This is a genomic window from Spongiactinospora sp. 9N601 (genome assembly GCF_044326295.1).
GTDB lineage: Bacteria > Actinomycetota > Actinomycetes > Streptosporangiales > Streptosporangiaceae > Spongiactinospora > Spongiactinospora gelatinilytica.
This window is the reverse complement of record NZ_JBIRBB010000013.1, coordinates 81,837-96,190: the sequence shown is the minus strand read 5'-3', so window position 1 is coordinate 96,190 and position 14,354 is coordinate 81,837. Positions and strand designations below refer to the sequence as shown.

Here is a 14,354-nt window from a genome sequence, read left to right as displayed (position 1 = left end):
CACATGAGCGAGTTTCGGATCGAGCATGACTCGATGGGTGAGGTACGCGTTCCCGCGGACGCCAAGTGGCGGGCCCAGACCCAGCGGGCGGTGGAGAACTTCCCGGTCTCCGGCCGAGGGCTCGAACCCGCCCATATCGCGGCCCTGGGCCTGATCAAGGCCGTGGCCGCCGAGGTGAACGGCGAGCTTGGCGTGATCGAGAAGGACCTGGCCGAGGCCATCGCGCAGGCGGCCACGGACGTGGCGGAGAACGAGTGGGACGCGGAGTTCCCGATCGACGTCTTCCAGACCGGTTCGGGCACCTCCTCGAACATGAACGCCAACGAGGTGATCGCCACCCTGGCGGAGTCCCGGGCGGGCGACGACCGCAAGGTCCACCCGAACGACCACGTCAACGCCTCGCAGTCGTCCAACGACGTGTTCCCGACCTCGATCCACGTCGCGGCGACGACCGAGACGGTCTTCCACCTGATCCCGTCCCTCGAACACCTCGCGACCGCGCTGCGGGCCAAGTCGATCGAGTTCTCCCAGGTGGTCAAGTCGGGGCGGACCCACCTGATGGACGCGACGCCGGTCACCCTGGGCCAGGAGTTCGCCGGGTACGCGACGCAGATCGACAACGCCGTGGCGCGGATCAACTCGGCGCTGACCAGGGTGACCGAGCTGCCGCTCGGCGGTACGGCGGTGGGCACCGGGATCAACACGCCGCCGGGGTTCGCCAGGAAGGTCATCGCGGGGCTGCGCGAGGCGACCGGCCTGCCGTTCACCGAGGCCCGCGACCACTTCGAGGCCCAGGGCGCGCGGGACGCGATCGTGGAACTGTCGGGGCAGCTCAGGGTCACGGCGGTGGCGCTCAACAAGATCGCCAACGACCTGCGCTGGATGGGCTCGGGGCCGCGCGCGGGGCTGGGCGAGATCAACCTGCCCGACCTCCAGCCTGGGTCCTCGATCATGCCGGGCAAGGTCAACCCGGTCGTGCCCGAGGCCGTGTGCATGGTGTCCGCCCAGGTCATCGGTAACGACGGGGCCATCGCCTTCGCGGGCGCGGCGGGCAGCTTCGAGCTGAACGTGATGATGCCGGTGATCGCCCGCAACATCCTGGAGTCGATCCGCCTGCTGGCCAACGTCTCCCGGCTGTTCGCCGACCGCTGCGTCTCGGGGATCACCGCCAACGCCGAGCGCTGCCGGGAGTACGCGGAGTCGTCACCGTCGATCGTCACCCCGCTGAACCGGCACGTCGGCTACGAAGAGGCCGCCAAGATCGCCAAAGAGGCCCTGTCCGAACGCAAGACCATCCGCCAGGCCGTCCTCGACCGCGGCCACGTCGCCAAGGGCACCCTCACCGAAGAACAACTCGACGCCATCCTCGACGTCCTCTCCATGACCCGCCCCCCGGGCAACTGACGGCCACACGAAAGCGGGCCCGCCTCACCCCGGGCCCGCTTCGGGTCCTTACCGGGAAATGCCGGGCAGCAGCGTGAAGGCGGGTACGTGGCGCGGGCGCACCAGCGAGAAATTCCGGTAGTCGAGCGTGACGATGTGGGAGACCGCCAGCCTTTCCGTGCGTGAACCGACGAGCCCATGTTCCGGTTGATGGTCCACCCGGCCTCGATCAAGACCGTTGAGGGCAGGAGCAGCGGACCATCCAGGCCCTCCAACAGCCGGACGCAGGTGGCGTGGTGTTCGTCGTCTCTGTCGACCACGGCGACGAGAGGTCCCGTATCCAGCAGAACAGCGGTCACACGGAGTAATTGAACCGTTCCGCCAGCAGGTCTTCCACCCGTTCCGACAGATCGCCCTGGCCGGAAGCGCCGATGCCGGCGATCGAGAGGCGACGCCGTACCGGCCGGTCGGGCTCCTTCACCGCCTCCGCCAGCTCCGGATCCGTCCGCACCAGGCGCAGCAGGCGGCGCGCCTGGACGGCCGACAGCCGATCCACCAGGTGGTGAAACTCCTCATGCGCGTGCCCGGCGCTCCTACCTGCGAGTGTACTCGTCAGCGGTACCGCGAACGAGAGCACATGCTCATGGCGCCGCTGGTTGTACTGATCGAGGGCATTGGGCGATCTCGCTGAGCGGCATCCCGAAGGAGTCGTGGGGCACGAACGCGAGGCGCTCGGGTGGTGTCACGCTTTCCAGGGCGATGTGGAGCGCCAGGCTGAGGGCCAGAAAACGCATGTGGCTATGAAATGGACAGAAAACGGGCTGGCCACTGGATATCCGTCGGGCGGATTCTTTCGGTACCCCGAAGACGCCCGTGCGACGAGAGCGCGTCCAGCGGATCGAGACGATGCCGGCAGGTACGCATGAACGAGGCGCACTTCCCGCGGTCACGAGCCATGGGCTCACCGACATGTGGCACGGGCACGAGCGAATGGCAAAAGATGAAAAAGCGAAAGACCCTGCTCGCCGGCGCGGTGGCGGCGGCCTGCGCCATGGCCACCCTGGTCACCGCGGCACCGGCCCAGGCCAAGGTCATGGAGTGGGAGTTCTGCAAGGCGGGCATGGTATGCCTGTGGGAGCACGACTACGGCACCGGGGCGATGAAGGGGTGGGGGGAGGGCGACCGCGAGATGTTGTACGTCGGCAACAACTTCAACGACAAGACGTCTTCCCTCTGGAATCGCACAAGCAGGACGATCTGCTTCTATACTGAACACAACCTAGACGGGAGAGGAATTGCCGTCGGCTCGGGTGGATGGGAGGAAAGGCTCTCCCGAATTCATATCAATGACATGATCAGCTCATGGACCTCGTATTGCTGAGTTGATGGCCGCCGGTACCGGCCGGGCGTTCTCGGCCTGGTGTCATAGCGTGCCGTAGAAGACCCTTGGGTGATGGAGACGCGGCCACCGTTCTGATTCTTGAGGCGTAAAGGCGCCGAAGGGCAGGCGGTGGCCGCTCTCGTGTCGGTCGCCCCCCGCTCAGAAGCGGCGGAGGAGGCGGCGGGGGTTGTTGAGGGTGGTGAGGAGGCGGCGGTGGAAGGGGGTGGGTGGAGGGGTGCCCGGGGGGCGGAGGTTGGGGCGGCCGGTGCGGGTGATGTCGAGGGTGAAGCGCAGGGGGATCTCGCGGTCGTCGGTGCGGAGAGCAGGGACCCAGGCGCCCGGGCCGAGGGCGCCGGCGGACGGCAGGCGGCTGATCGGGACCCTGGCGGCGAGCTGGCCGGCCAACCTGCCCGGTTCGCCCGGCTCGACCAGGCCGGGGGCGGTGACCTCGCGGGAGCCGTTGCGCAGGATCAGTTCCACCGGCGGGCCGCCGCTCGGCGGCACGTACGGCACCGGCACCACCACGAACAGGTGCCCGGCACGCCGCACGACCGAGGACCCCGGTGACACCAGGGCGATGGACTCCGCGTAGGAGCGGGGGTCCACGCACACCTGGAGGGTGCCCTTCTCCGACCAGAACGGGACGATGAGGCGCTTGGGATGGTCGGCCACCGCGCCCGCGCAGGCGTGCCCCGCGTCCGTGCCATACGGACGGCCGGTGGCCCCGCCCGGGCGGCCCCCCGTGACGCGGGCCCTGGCATGGTAGGAGCCGCCCTGCATCCTGGCGTGGATCTCCCACATGCCGCCGTCCAGCGGATGCCCCACGGCGACCGTGGAGACGTCCAGGCGGGCCTCCCCGGCCAGTACCAGCCGCACCTCGTCGCCGTCGCCCTTGACGTGGATCTCGCTCGTGGTGGGCACCGCGAACATCTCCCCCGTCTCCTCGTGCCGCACGAAGACGTGCAGCCGCGCCCGCGCGACCGCGTCGCCGACCTCGGTGAGCGCCGGGGGCAGCAGCAGCGGGTCGATGTCGGCGGGCGGGATCCAGTACAGCCGCTCCTCGGCCACCTGGAACCACAGCGGCGACCCGTCGGACTGGGTCAGCTCGCCCGCGAGGGACAGGTTGAGCACGCCGTTCTCCCAGCGGGCCTCGCGCAGCTCCACGCGCATGCCGACGCCCCGGGTGATGCCGGCCAGGATGGCGAGCTGGTCCAGCCGCCCGGCCCGCAGCAGCACGGCCACCGCGCGCAGGTGGACCGGCAGCAGCGGGTCCAGGCGGGACGGGAACCGGCGTACGGCCAGCTCGCGCATCGCGCCGTACATCTCGGCCCGGTCCTTGGAGGAGGACAGGAACCTGCCGGTGGAGAAGGGCCGCAGCACCACCGTGCGGAACCAGTGGGCGTACATGCGGTCGCGCTGCCTGCCCGGCGGCGTGTGGTCGTCCACGATGTCGAGCAGCGCGTCGAGTTCGGCGGCGGCGTCGGCGGGCGGCTGCTCGCGGCGCGGCCGGGGGGTGACGCGGCAGCACACCGACTCGGCCACCACCGTGACGACCTTGGCCGCCAGGTACGCCCGCAGCACGAACGTCTCCTCGGCCAGCGGCCCGCCGCGCTCGTCGAAGCGCAGCCCGTGCTCCTCCAGGAAGGCCCGCCGGTAGAGCTTGTGCGGGGTGAGCTGGGTGAGCAGCCGGTCGCGCAGGATGTCGGCGCGGTCGCGGTCCACCTGGGCGACCGCGGGCGGCAGGCCGCCGTCCTTGACGACCCGCCCGGCCAGTACGTCGGCCTCGGCGGCCATCGCCCGCTCGTACATCAGCCGCACCACCCCGGGCGGCATCCGGTCGCCCTGGTCGATCAGGTAGACGTACTCGCCCTGGGCGGCGGCCAGGCCCGCGTTGCGCGCCCGCATCGGCCAGCCCGCCCTGGGCAGGTGCAGTACCTGTACGTGGGGCCGGCCCACGGCCATGGCGTCGAGCCGGGACGCCACGCCGGGGGCCGACCCGGCATCGACGAGGATCACCTCGTAGCCGTCTGGTGGGAACGTCTGCTCAAGCACCGAGCGGATGCCCGCGTCCGCGTCTTGCCCGGGATCGCGGACCGGCATCACCACGCTGACCTTCACACCCATGCGAGCAAGCCTGCGCGCGGGCGGGGCCCTGCGCACTGCGGCTTGCCGACCCGGGCTGGAAGCACGGCGTGTGCATACCCGCCCTTGGGGCGTGAATTACGCCCGCGCGTACCGGCACCTCAGTACCAGCCCACCCGCTGGGAGTGGCCCCAGGCGCCGCAGGGCGAGCCGTACCGGCCCTTGATGTACCCGAGCCCCCACTTGATCTGGGTGGCCGGGTTGGTCTGCCAGTCGCCGCCCGCGCTGGCCATCTTGGAGCCGGGCAGCGACTGCGGGATGCCGTACGCGCCGCTGTAGCGGTTCATCGCCCGCTCGTTCCAGCCGCTCTCCTTGTGCCAGAGCTTCTCCAGACAGCCCCACTCGGCGCCGAACCCGGCCGCGGCGTTCATCTGCTTGCCGATGGCCTTGTTGCTGCCGGGGTCGGGGTTGGAGCCCTGCGGGAAGTCCTTCGGCAGGAAGCCGTCGCCGCCGGGGGCCTCCTCGGGGATCTCGACGGCGTCCAGCGGGTCGCGGCCCTTCCTGCGGTCTTCCAGGGCGCGCCGGCGCAGCGCCTGGGCCGCGGCGGCCTTCTGGACGTCGGCCTGGGGGTCGGGGGCGAACGGGTCGCCGCCGAACAGCTTGGCCCACTCCTCCAGCGGCGGCGGCGCGGCCACCGGGCGCTTGGAGTTCTGGTAGGCGGTGTAGGCGACGAAGCCGCCGCCTCCGGCGATCACCACCAGGGTGACGACGAAAATGATGATGCGTTTGGGGGAGAGCCACGACGCGCCGCGTGGGCGCTTCGGCGGCGGTGGGGAGGCGGGGGAGCCGGCGCGCGCGGAGGCTCCGCGGGCGGAGCGCTGGGTGCTCCTGCGGCGGCCCCGGGTCCCTTGTGACGCGGCGCGCTCTCTCAACTCCGGACCTGAACTCACGACCTATGAGCATGCCGTGAACCAGGGGGTGCTCCGCAACCGGAACGGCGGAATTGGGCCGCCCGGGCAAGCGACCGTTCACCGTATGGATGATCTAGCCACACGGTGACATGGACTTTCCCGGCGAATGTGATGTTCGCCACATTTTCCTTACCGCGCCGCCACCAAAGGGTGACGGTACCCCATACGTAAGGTCCCCCCTTCGGAACCCCCGAGCCCGAAGGACGGACCCCCCACCAGACTTGCGGTCCTCTATCCCCATTGCATGGGCGATATGTCACAGTTCCGTGACACACGACGGCGACACTGACCGGCGAACCATAATGACCGCGTGGCTGGCATCCTCCTCGTCGAAGACGATCCCTCGGTGCGCACGGCACTGGAACTGGCCCTGTCGCGGCAGGGGCACTCGGTGACCGCGTTCACCACCGGCGAGGAAGCCCTGAACCACATACGCGCCCGGCGGCCCGAGATCGCCATTCTCGACGTGATGCTGCCCGGCATCGACGGCGTGGAGGTCTGCCGCCGCATCCGCAGGTTCGACCAGCTTCCGGTGATATTACTCACCGCCCGGGGCGACGATCTGGACGTGGTGGTGGGCCTGGAGGCCGGCGCCGACGACTACGTCGTCAAACCGGTCGAGCCGCGGGTGCTCGACGCGCGCATCCGCGCGGTGCTGCGCCGCGCCGAGTCGGCCTCCTCCGACCGGATCGCGTTCGGCGACCTGGTGATCGACCGCGGCGCGCTGAAGGTGACCCGCGGCGGGCGGGAGATCCACCTGACGCCCACGGAACTGCGGCTGCTACTCGAACTCGTCCGCCACCCCGGCCAGGTCCTCAACCGCCGCCACCTGCTCCGCGTCGTGTGGGACCACTCCCACATCGCCGACTCGCGCCTGGTGGACGCCTGCGTCCAGCGGGTGCGGGCCAAGATCGAGCCGGTGCCCGCCGAACCGGTGTTCATCCACACCGTCCGCGGGTTCGGCTACCGCTTCAGCCCTCCGTGAGGAACCTCCGGCACGCGCTGGAGGCGCTCAGGCGGGCCTGGCGGCGGCCGACCGGGCTGCGCGGCCGGTTGGTGATCACCTTCGCCCTGGTCGCGATGAGCGCCTCCGCGCTGGTCGCCGGGATCGGGTACACGCTGGTCAAAACCGCGCTGGTGAGCCGCACCGAACGGGCCGCGGTGTCCGACGTGACCAACACCCTGGAGCAGATCTCGGTGCCGATCGGGGCGCTGTGGCCGGGCGAGCTGCCGCCCACCGGCGAGGATCTGAGCGCCGTGCACAGGTCGCTGCGCGCCCCCGGCCGCGAGGTGATCCTCACCTACCAGGAGGCGATCTACTCGGCCGAGCACATGACCGTCGAGGACGTGCCCTACGAGCTGGAGGTGCGGGCCAAGCACCGGATCGTGTCGCAGCGGGCCGTGATCGACGGGCGGACGTGGCTGGTCATCGGCACGCAGGTGCAGCGCCTGGCCAGGAACGGCGCCATCCTGCCGACCGGGATGACGGTGTACGTCTTCGTCTCCCTCTCCGACGAGCAGCGCATCCTGGCCGACCTGCGCGAGGGCCTGGCGAAGGCGGGCGCGATCACGCTCATCGTCGGGCTCACCGGCGCGCTGCTGTCGGCCCGGCGGGTACTGCTGCCGGTCCGCCGGCTCGGCCTGGCCGCCCGCGCGCTCGGCGAGGGCCGCTTGGACACCCGCCTGCCGGTACACGGCCGCGACGAGCTGGCCCGGCTCACCGCGACGTTCAACGAGTCGGCCTCGGCGCTGGAGAAGACCGTGACCGAGCTGCGCTCGCTGGAGGCCATCTCGCGGCGCTTCGTCGCCGACGTCTCCCACGAGCTGCGCACCCCGCTCGCGGCCATGACCGCGGTCACCGACATGCTCCATGAGGAGGCCGAACGGCTCCCCTCAGAACCGGCCAAGGCGGTACGGCTGGTCCTCGGCGAGATCGAACGGCTGCGCGTGCTCGTCGAGCACCTGATCGAGGCCAGCCGCCTGGACGCGGGCACCGCCACCCTCCGCGTCGAACAGGTCAACATCGCCGACGCGCTGGCCGACTGCCTGGAGGTGCGCGGCTGGGCGGACCAGGTGCGGGTGAACGTCTCGGAGGGCCTGGCGTTCACCCTGGACCCGCGGCGGTTCGACGTCGTCGTGGCGAACCTGGTGGGCAACGCGCTGCGGCACGGCGCGCCCCCGGTACTGCTCAGCGCCCGCGGCACGCCCAACGGGCTGGAGGTCAAGGTGCGCGACCACGGCAAGGGAATCTCGGCCGAGGACCTGCCGCACGTGTTCGACCGGTTCTTCAAGGCCGAGGCGGGCCGGGCGCGCAGCGAGGGCAGCGGGCTCGGGCTGTCCATCGCGCGGGCCAACGCACAACTGCACGGCGGCACGATCTCGGTCCGGCGGCAGGACCCTGGCACGCTGTTCACGGTCTGGCTGCCGAACGCATGAAACGCAGGAAAGGCATGAAAGGCATCAGGTGGATGGCGGCGCTGCTGCTGGCCGTACCGATGGGGTGCGGCATCGAGGCGGGCGGCGTCGACGACCACGGGCACGCGCCGGTGGTCAGCTACGAGCCGACCTTCATCACCGTCTACCTGCTGCGCGGGCAGCGCCTCGCGCCCGCCCGGGTGTCGGCGGCCTCCAACACCATCGAGGACATCGTGGCCGCGCTGTTCAAGGCGAGCGACCTGCCGCCGCCCGGCATGGATTCGGACCTGCGCGGCTTCACCCTGCGGGACAGCCAGCTCAGCCGGTACGGCCAGGTCGCCAGGAACGACCCCGACGTGCCGCGCGGGTTTCGGCTGCACATCTTCGTCGGCGGCGAGGAGACGCTGAGCCGTACCGCGCTGGCCCAGCTCACCTGCACCACCGCCGGGCTGCGCAGCCGGGAGATCTGGGTCGTGCAGGTCACCCAGATGGAGGCCGACGGCACCCCCCACACCCGGGGAGAGCACGTGTGCAGCGAGTTCCGGGATCTGGCCTCGCCGGACACGCAACTCCCCCCGTGACGCCCCTTGGAGCCCGTCAGGCGGTGAGGTCCTCCAGCATCTCGGTGACCAGTGCCGCGATCGGCGAACGCTCCGACCTGGTCAGCGTGACGTGCGCGAACAGCGGGTGGCCCTTGAGCTTCTCCACGACCGCGACCACGCCGTCGTGCCGGCCCACCCGCAGGTTGTCGCGCTGGGCGACGTCGTGGGTGAGCACCACGCGGGAGTTGGCGCCGATCCGCGACAGCACGGTCAGCAGCACCCCGCGCTCCAGCGACTGGGCCTCGTCCACGATCACGAACGCGTCGTGCAGCGACCGGCCGCGGATGTGGGTCAGCGGCAGGACCTCCAGCATGCCGCGCTCGATGACCTCCTCGATCACCTCGGGCGTGGTCACCGCGCCGAGCGTGTCGAAGACGGCCTGCGCCCAGGGCCCCATCTTCTCGTTCTCCGTGCCGGGCAGGTAGCCGAGCTCCTGCCCGCCCACCGCGTACAGCGGCCGGAAGACGACCACCTTGCGGTGCTGGCGGCGCTCCAGGACCGCCTCAAGGCCCGCGCACAGCGCCAGCGCGGACTTGCCGGTGCCCGCCCTGCCGCCCATCGACACGATGCCGACCTCGGGGTCCATCAGCAGGTCGAGCGCGATCCGCTGCTCGGCGGAACGGCCGTGCAGCCCGAACACCTCGCGGTCGCCGCGGACCAGTTTCACCGACTTGTCCGGCGCGACCCTGCCCAGCGCCGAGCCCTGCGCGGCGAGCAGCCGCAGGCCCGTGTGGCAGGGCAGTTCGGCCGCCTCGGGCAGCTCCAGCGTGCCGTGCTCGAACAGGGCGGCGATGTCATCGCCGGTCACCTGTAGTTCGGTCATGCCCGTCCACCCGGACTCGGCGACCAGCTCGGCGCGGTACTCCTCGGCGACCAGACCGATCGACGCGGCCTTGATCCGCATCGGCAGGTCCTTCGAAACGAGCACCACGTCGCACCCCTCGGCCGCGAGCGAGCGCGCGACGGTGAGGATGCGGGTGTCGTTGTCGCCGAGCCGGAAGCCGGCCGGCAGGATCGACGGGTCGCTGTGGTTGAGCTCCACCCGCACGGTGCCCTCGCCGATCGGCATGGGCGCGTCCAGCCTGCCGTGCGTGATCCGAAGGTCGTCGAGGTAGCGCAGCGCCTTGCGGGCGAAGTAGCCCAGTTCTGGATGGTGGCGCTTGCCTTCAAGCTCGGTGATGACGACGATCGGCAGGACTACCTCGTGCTCGGCGAAGCGGGTCATCGCCGCCGGGTCGGCGAGCAGTACCGAGGTGTCCAGCACGTAGGTGCGCCGCGCGGGGCGGCTGCCGTTGGGTAGATGGGTCGAGGACACTGCCACGCGATCTCCCCCGGGCGCCTTCTTGGGGTCGACGCCCTGACCAGATGAGGTGGGATTCGTACCGGGCCCGGCCCCGCGCCACGCCGCCGGCGAAGCCGGATTCCGGCCCCCTCAGCAGGTGTTGTGCGCAAAAGCGGGCCCTCTCCGAAGTGGGGCGGACGCTGCCGCCCACCTTCTACGGTACGTCCTGAACTGCTGGTCCCCAATATGCCGAACCCGACTGAAAGGGGCAGTTCACATGCCGTTTCCGGCACGTACGCCGGATCAGGAGCCGTACCGCCGGTGCCGCGCGGCGTAGGAGCGGAGCGCCCGCAAGAAGTCGACCCTACGGAAATCCGGCCAGTAGGCCTCGCAGAAGTAGAACTCCGAGTGGGCGCTCTGCCAGAGCAGGAAGCCGGAGAGGCGCTGCTCCCCCGAGGTCCGGATGACCAGATCCGGGTCGGGCAGTCCGCGCGTGTAGAGATGCTCCGCGATGTGCTCGACATCGAGAACCTCAACGAGATCCTCGATACTCGCCCCCGTGCTGGCGTGCTCCTGGAGGAGAGAGCGCACCGCATCAGCGATCTCACGTCTTCCTCCATACCCAACCGCCACGTTCACAATCAGCCCGGGGCGGTCGGAGGTGACTTCTTTTGCATTTTTCAGGACATGTGCGGTGTGATCCGGCAGAAGGTCCAAAGCGCCCACGGGTTTGATGTGCCACCCGGTCGCGACCAGCTCCTGCACCACGTCCTCGATGATCTTGAGTAGCGGCTCCAGCTCGTTCTTGGGGCGGGCCAGGTTGTCACTGGAAAGCATCCAGATCGTGACGAACTCGACACCGGCGTCCCGGCACCAGGTGACGAGTTCGGAGATCTTGTCGGCGCCCTTGCGGTGGCCGCGGCTGACGTCGTCCAGACCCATCGAGCGCGCCCAGCGGCGATTGCCGTCGATGATGACGCCCACGTGCCGGGGGATCATGTCAGGCGCGAGCCTGGTGCCCAGCCTGCGTTCGTACAGGCGGTAGAGCAGATCACGCACGCCCACGGGAATCCTCCCCTCCGGCCACCGCCCTCACCGCGCGGAGCCACGCCCGGATCACAGGCGACACGACACAGGCAATTATCACCGCCTCCGGGGGTCGCCTGTCCCCACAATCGGTCACGTGACGGGGATCCGCCATCTCCGGCAGGGGTTCGGAGGGTTCATTCGCCGCCCCCGCCGTCACCGCCGCTGCCGCCGTCACCGCCCCCGTCGCTCCAGCCACCGACCTCGTCCCCGTCCCCGGAGGACTTGCCCCGCCCGTCTCGGGTCAGCTCACGCCGCAGCCTCTCGTCACGAAGCTCGCCCGGCCCGTAGAGGGCGACCGGCATCCCCACCTCGTGGACGACTCCGGGCGCGACCGGCGGGCCGCCCTCGCGGTAGACGTCCCGCGCCGCCGCGAGTTCGGCGTCGCCCGCGGCGCTCACCGCGTTGCGCCGATCGCCGTTCGCCTCCGAGGCAACGGCGTGGGCGTACATCGCGAAGCCCGCCACGACGACCGCCATCACGATGGACTGCACCGACGCGCCACCCAGCCCCACGACGATCACGGCCGTCACCAGGGCCGCCTGCGAGATCCTGCGCAGCCTGCCCAGCGAACGGCCGGCCGGCGCGTACACCTGCTCGGGGATGAGCATGCCGCGGCCGGCCAGGTCGCGGCGCAGGCCCTCCAGCACAGGTCCGCGCGCCACCTCGCCACGGATCGCGGCCACCTTGATCCGGCCGGGGCGCGCGGCGACCGCGTCGAGCACGGCCAGCTCGACCGGATCGTAGGACGCCGCGCCGCGCACCAGGCCGACCCGGCCGCCCCGGGCGATCTCGATCGCCCGGGTCGCTGCCAGCGTCGCCAATGCGGTGACCACGACCCTGCGCGGCCCGCCCGCCAGGAAGGCGATCTGGTAGTGGTTCAGATCGCCCCGGGCCTGACGGACGTCGGCGGGGGGCCGCAGCCGCCGGATCTTCGCCGCGGTGGACTTGGTGGCGACGAAGGTCAGCACCACCACGGCGAGGGCGAGCAGCGCGGTCACCGAATTCACCGACGTCTCCCTGAGTTTCGCTGAGTTTCGCTGGGCCGGGAAAAGACCCGAACCAGTCCCAGCTCAGTGAGACGCCGCGGCAGACGGGAAAGTTCGCCCGCCGGACAAAAACGACGTCGTGGATTCAGCCCAGGCGCTTCACCAGCGCGTGGTACTCGTCCCACAGCTCCTTGGGCAGATGGTCGCCGAAGGTCTCGAAGTGCGGCGGGATCAGCGCGGCCTCCTCCTTCCACGCCTCCGCGTCCACCGACAGCAGCGTCTCCAGGGCCTGCGGGGAGATGTCCAGCCCGTCGGTGTCGAGCCGGTCGGGTACCAGCCCGATCGGCGTGCTCACGGCCTCGGCCTCGCCGTTGAGCCGCTCCACGATCCACTTGAGCACCCGGCTGTTCTCGCCGAACCCCGGCCACAGGAACGAGCCGTCCGCGCCCTTGCGGAACCAGTTGACGTAGTAGATCCGCGGCAGGTCCGCGCCCTGGCGGCGGCCGACCTCCAGCCAGTGGGCGAAGTAGTCGCCCATGTTGTAGCCGCAGAACGGCAGCATCGCGAACGGGTCGCGGCGCAGCTCACCGACCTTGCCCTCGGCCGCCGCGGTCTTCTCCGAGGCGACGTTCGCGCCCAGGAACACGCCATGCTGCCAGCTCAGCGCCTCGGTGACCAGCGGCACCGCGGTGGCCCGCCGGCCGCCGAACAGGATCGCCGAGATCGGCACGCCCGCCGGGTCCTGCCACTCGGGGGCGATGGTCGGGCACTGCGCGGCCGGGGTGGTGAACCGGGCGTTGGGGTGGGCGGCGGGCTCGTCGCTCGCCGGCGTCCACGGACGCCCCTTCCAGTCGGTGAGGTGGGCCGGCGGCTCGTCCGTCAGGCCCTCCCACCACACGTCGCCGTCGTCGGTCAGGGCGACGTTGGTGAAGATGCTGTTGCCCCACAGGGTCTTGATCGCGTTGGCGTTGGTGGTCTCGCCGGTGCCCGGCGCGACGCCGAAGAACCCGGCCTCGGGGTTGATCGCGTACAGCCGGCCGTCCGGGCCGAAGCGCATCCAGGCGATGTCGTCGCCGATCGTCTCGACCTTCCAGCCGGGGATGGTCGGGGCGAGCATGGCGAGGTTGGTCTTGCCGCAGGCGCTCGGGAAGGCCGCCGCGATGTACCGGGCCTCGCCGCGCGGCGGGGTCAGTTTCAAGATGAGCATGTGCTCGGCCAGCCAGCCCTCGTCGCGGGCCATCGCGCTGGCGATCCGCAGCGCGTAGCACTTCTTGCCGAGCAGCGCGTTGCCGCCGTAGCCGGAGCCGTAGGACCAGATCTCGCGCGTCTCGGGGAAGTGGCTGATGTACTTGGTCTGGTTGCACGGCCACGGCACGTCGGCCTGGCCGGGCGCGAGCGGCGCGCCCACCGAGTGGACGCACTTGACGAAGTCGCCGCGCTCCTCGATCAGCCGCAGCGCCGGTTCGCCCATGCGCGTCATGACGCGCATGGACACCGCGACGTACGGCGAGTCGGTGATCTCCACGCCGAGCTGGGAGATGTTCCCGCCCAGCGGGCCCATGCAGAACGGCACCACGTACATCGTCCGGCCGCGCATGCACCCCCGGAACAGCTCGCCGAAGGTGCGGCGCATCTCGTCGGGGGCGATCCAGTTGTTCGTCGGCCCGGCGTCCTCCTCACGCTCGGAGCAGATGTACGTGCGGTTCTCCACCCGCGCCACGTCGGTCGGGTCGGAGGCGGCGTAGAAGCTGTTCTGCCGCTTGGCCAGCCTGGTGAAGGTGCCCTGCTCGACCAGCAGGTTGGTCAGACGGGTCCACTCGGCCTCCGACCCGTCGCACCACTCGACGCGGTCCGGCTCGGTCAGTGCGGCGATCTCGCGGACCCACGCGACCAGTTCGGCGTGGGTCGTCGGGGCGGGTGCCTCAACGGAAAGGGTCACAGCGACGGCTCCTCTACACTCGCGTGGCCAAGACATCATCAACGACAATTCCGCGGTCGATCCAATTGGCTTAGACCAGTCGCTGGTCTGGCCCGGAACCACCGGCGGGTTTCGTAACGCCTTGCCGATCGATAAACCTGCCTGGGTCGAATTCCTGCCACGTCCCCTGCATCGCAGGAGGTCAGAACGCCGAACCGGCGGCGTTCTCACCGTGATCCGGGGAG

The 14,354-nt window shown here is 70.4% G+C and carries 13 protein-coding genes and 1 pseudogene; 5 read left to right on the top strand and 9 right to left on the bottom strand.

Annotation, left to right across the window (positions count from 1 at the left end):
* Window positions 1-3: 3 nt before the first annotated feature.
* Window positions 4-1,404, top strand: coding sequence for a class II fumarate hydratase (locus ACH34R_RS29005; protein ID WP_397564703.1), 1,401 nt, complete (start codon window positions 4-6; stop codon window positions 1,402-1,404).
* Window positions 1,405-1,452: 48 nt separating this feature from the next.
* Here ACH34R_RS29005 and ACH34R_RS29000 read toward each other — a convergent pair whose 3' ends face one another.
* From ACH34R_RS29000 to ACH34R_RS28990, 3 genes and pseudogenes are all read right to left on the bottom strand, one after another.
* Window positions 1,453-1,602, bottom strand: a complete 150-nt coding sequence (locus tag ACH34R_RS29000) for a hypothetical protein (protein WP_397564898.1) — start codon at window positions 1,600-1,602, stop codon at window positions 1,453-1,455.
* Between the two features lie 35 nt (window positions 1,603-1,637).
* A pseudogene (locus ACH34R_RS28995) lies at window positions 1,638-1,703 on the bottom strand (hypothetical protein); the annotation flags it as partial.
* A 35-nt stretch (window positions 1,704-1,738) separates the two neighbouring features.
* Window positions 1,739-2,020, bottom strand: coding sequence for a hypothetical protein (locus ACH34R_RS28990; protein WP_397564702.1), 282 nt, complete (start codon window positions 2,018-2,020; stop codon window positions 1,739-1,741).
* A gap of 285 nt (window positions 2,021-2,305) precedes the next feature.
* On the opposite strand from ACH34R_RS28990, the gene ACH34R_RS28985 reads away from it, so the two are divergent.
* Window positions 2,306-2,764, top strand: coding sequence for a peptidase inhibitor family I36 protein (locus ACH34R_RS28985; protein ID WP_397564701.1), 459 nt, complete (start codon window positions 2,306-2,308; stop codon window positions 2,762-2,764).
* A 159-nt stretch (window positions 2,765-2,923) separates the two neighbouring features.
* Here ACH34R_RS28985 and ACH34R_RS28980 read toward each other — a convergent pair whose 3' ends face one another.
* Complete coding sequence (locus ACH34R_RS28980; RefSeq protein WP_397564700.1) at window positions 2,924-4,888, bottom strand: glycosyltransferase family 2 protein; 1,965 nt, start codon at window positions 4,886-4,888, stop codon at window positions 2,924-2,926.
* A 119-nt stretch (window positions 4,889-5,007) separates the two neighbouring features.
* Window positions 5,008-5,796 carry a lytic transglycosylase domain-containing protein gene (locus ACH34R_RS28975; protein ID WP_397564699.1) on the bottom strand — a complete coding sequence of 263 codons (789 nt, stop codon included), beginning with the start codon at window positions 5,794-5,796 and terminating at the stop codon, window positions 5,008-5,010.
* A gap of 331 nt (window positions 5,797-6,127) precedes the next feature.
* Here ACH34R_RS28975 and ACH34R_RS28970 point away from each other — a divergent pair, with 331 nt between their 5' ends.
* From ACH34R_RS28970 to ACH34R_RS28960, 3 genes are read left to right on the top strand one after another with little or no spacing between them, the layout of a single operon-like run.
* Window positions 6,128-6,802, top strand: coding sequence for a response regulator (locus ACH34R_RS28970; protein WP_397564698.1), 675 nt, complete (start codon window positions 6,128-6,130; stop codon window positions 6,800-6,802).
* Window positions 6,799-8,253: a sensor histidine kinase gene (locus ACH34R_RS28965; RefSeq protein ID WP_397564697.1), complete on the top strand. Its 1,455-nt coding sequence runs from the start codon at window positions 6,799-6,801 to the stop codon at window positions 8,251-8,253. The genes ACH34R_RS28970 and ACH34R_RS28965 overlap by 4 nt, the downstream gene beginning before the upstream one ends.
* Before the next feature lie 14 nt (window positions 8,254-8,267).
* Window positions 8,268-8,813: a hypothetical protein gene (locus ACH34R_RS28960; RefSeq protein ID WP_397564696.1), complete on the top strand. Its 546-nt coding sequence runs from the start codon at window positions 8,268-8,270 to the stop codon at window positions 8,811-8,813.
* Between the two features lie 16 nt (window positions 8,814-8,829).
* On the opposite strand, the gene ACH34R_RS28955 is transcribed toward ACH34R_RS28960, so the two are convergent.
* From ACH34R_RS28955 to ACH34R_RS28940, 4 genes are all read right to left on the bottom strand, one after another.
* Entirely contained in the window at window positions 8,830-10,098 is a 1,269-nt protein-coding gene (locus ACH34R_RS28955; RefSeq protein WP_199537370.1) for a PhoH family protein, read from the bottom strand.
* A gap of 321 nt (window positions 10,099-10,419) precedes the next feature.
* Window positions 10,420-11,181 (bottom strand): isoprenyl transferase, encoded by a 762-nt coding sequence (locus ACH34R_RS28950; protein WP_111171153.1) that lies wholly within the window; start codon window positions 11,179-11,181, stop codon window positions 10,420-10,422.
* Window positions 11,182-11,339: 158 nt separating this feature from the next.
* Window positions 11,340-12,212, bottom strand: coding sequence for a TIGR04222 domain-containing membrane protein (locus ACH34R_RS28945; RefSeq protein ID WP_397564695.1), 873 nt, complete (start codon window positions 12,210-12,212; stop codon window positions 11,340-11,342).
* Window positions 12,213-12,336: 124 nt separating this feature from the next.
* Window positions 12,337-14,130, bottom strand: coding sequence for a phosphoenolpyruvate carboxykinase (GTP) (locus tag ACH34R_RS28940; protein WP_397564694.1), 1,794 nt, complete (start codon window positions 14,128-14,130; stop codon window positions 12,337-12,339).
* Between the last annotated feature and the right edge of the window lie 224 nt (window positions 14,131-14,354).

Excerpts from the sequence above, each read along its gene's own strand:
- ACH34R_RS28980 (WP_397564700.1), bottom strand. The coding sequence starts at position 4,888 with ATGGGTGTGAAGGTCAGCGTGGTGATGCCGGTCCGCGATCCCGGGCAA.
- ACH34R_RS28960 (WP_397564696.1), top strand. The coding sequence starts at position 8,268 with ATGAAAGGCATCAGGTGGATGGCGGCGCTGCTGCTGGCCGTACCGATG.
- ACH34R_RS28985 (WP_397564701.1), top strand. The coding sequence starts at position 2,306 with ATGAACGAGGCGCACTTCCCGCGGTCACGAGCCATGGGCTCACCGACA.
- ACH34R_RS29005 (WP_397564703.1), top strand. The coding sequence starts at position 4 with ATGAGCGAGTTTCGGATCGAGCATGACTCGATGGGTGAGGTACGCGTT.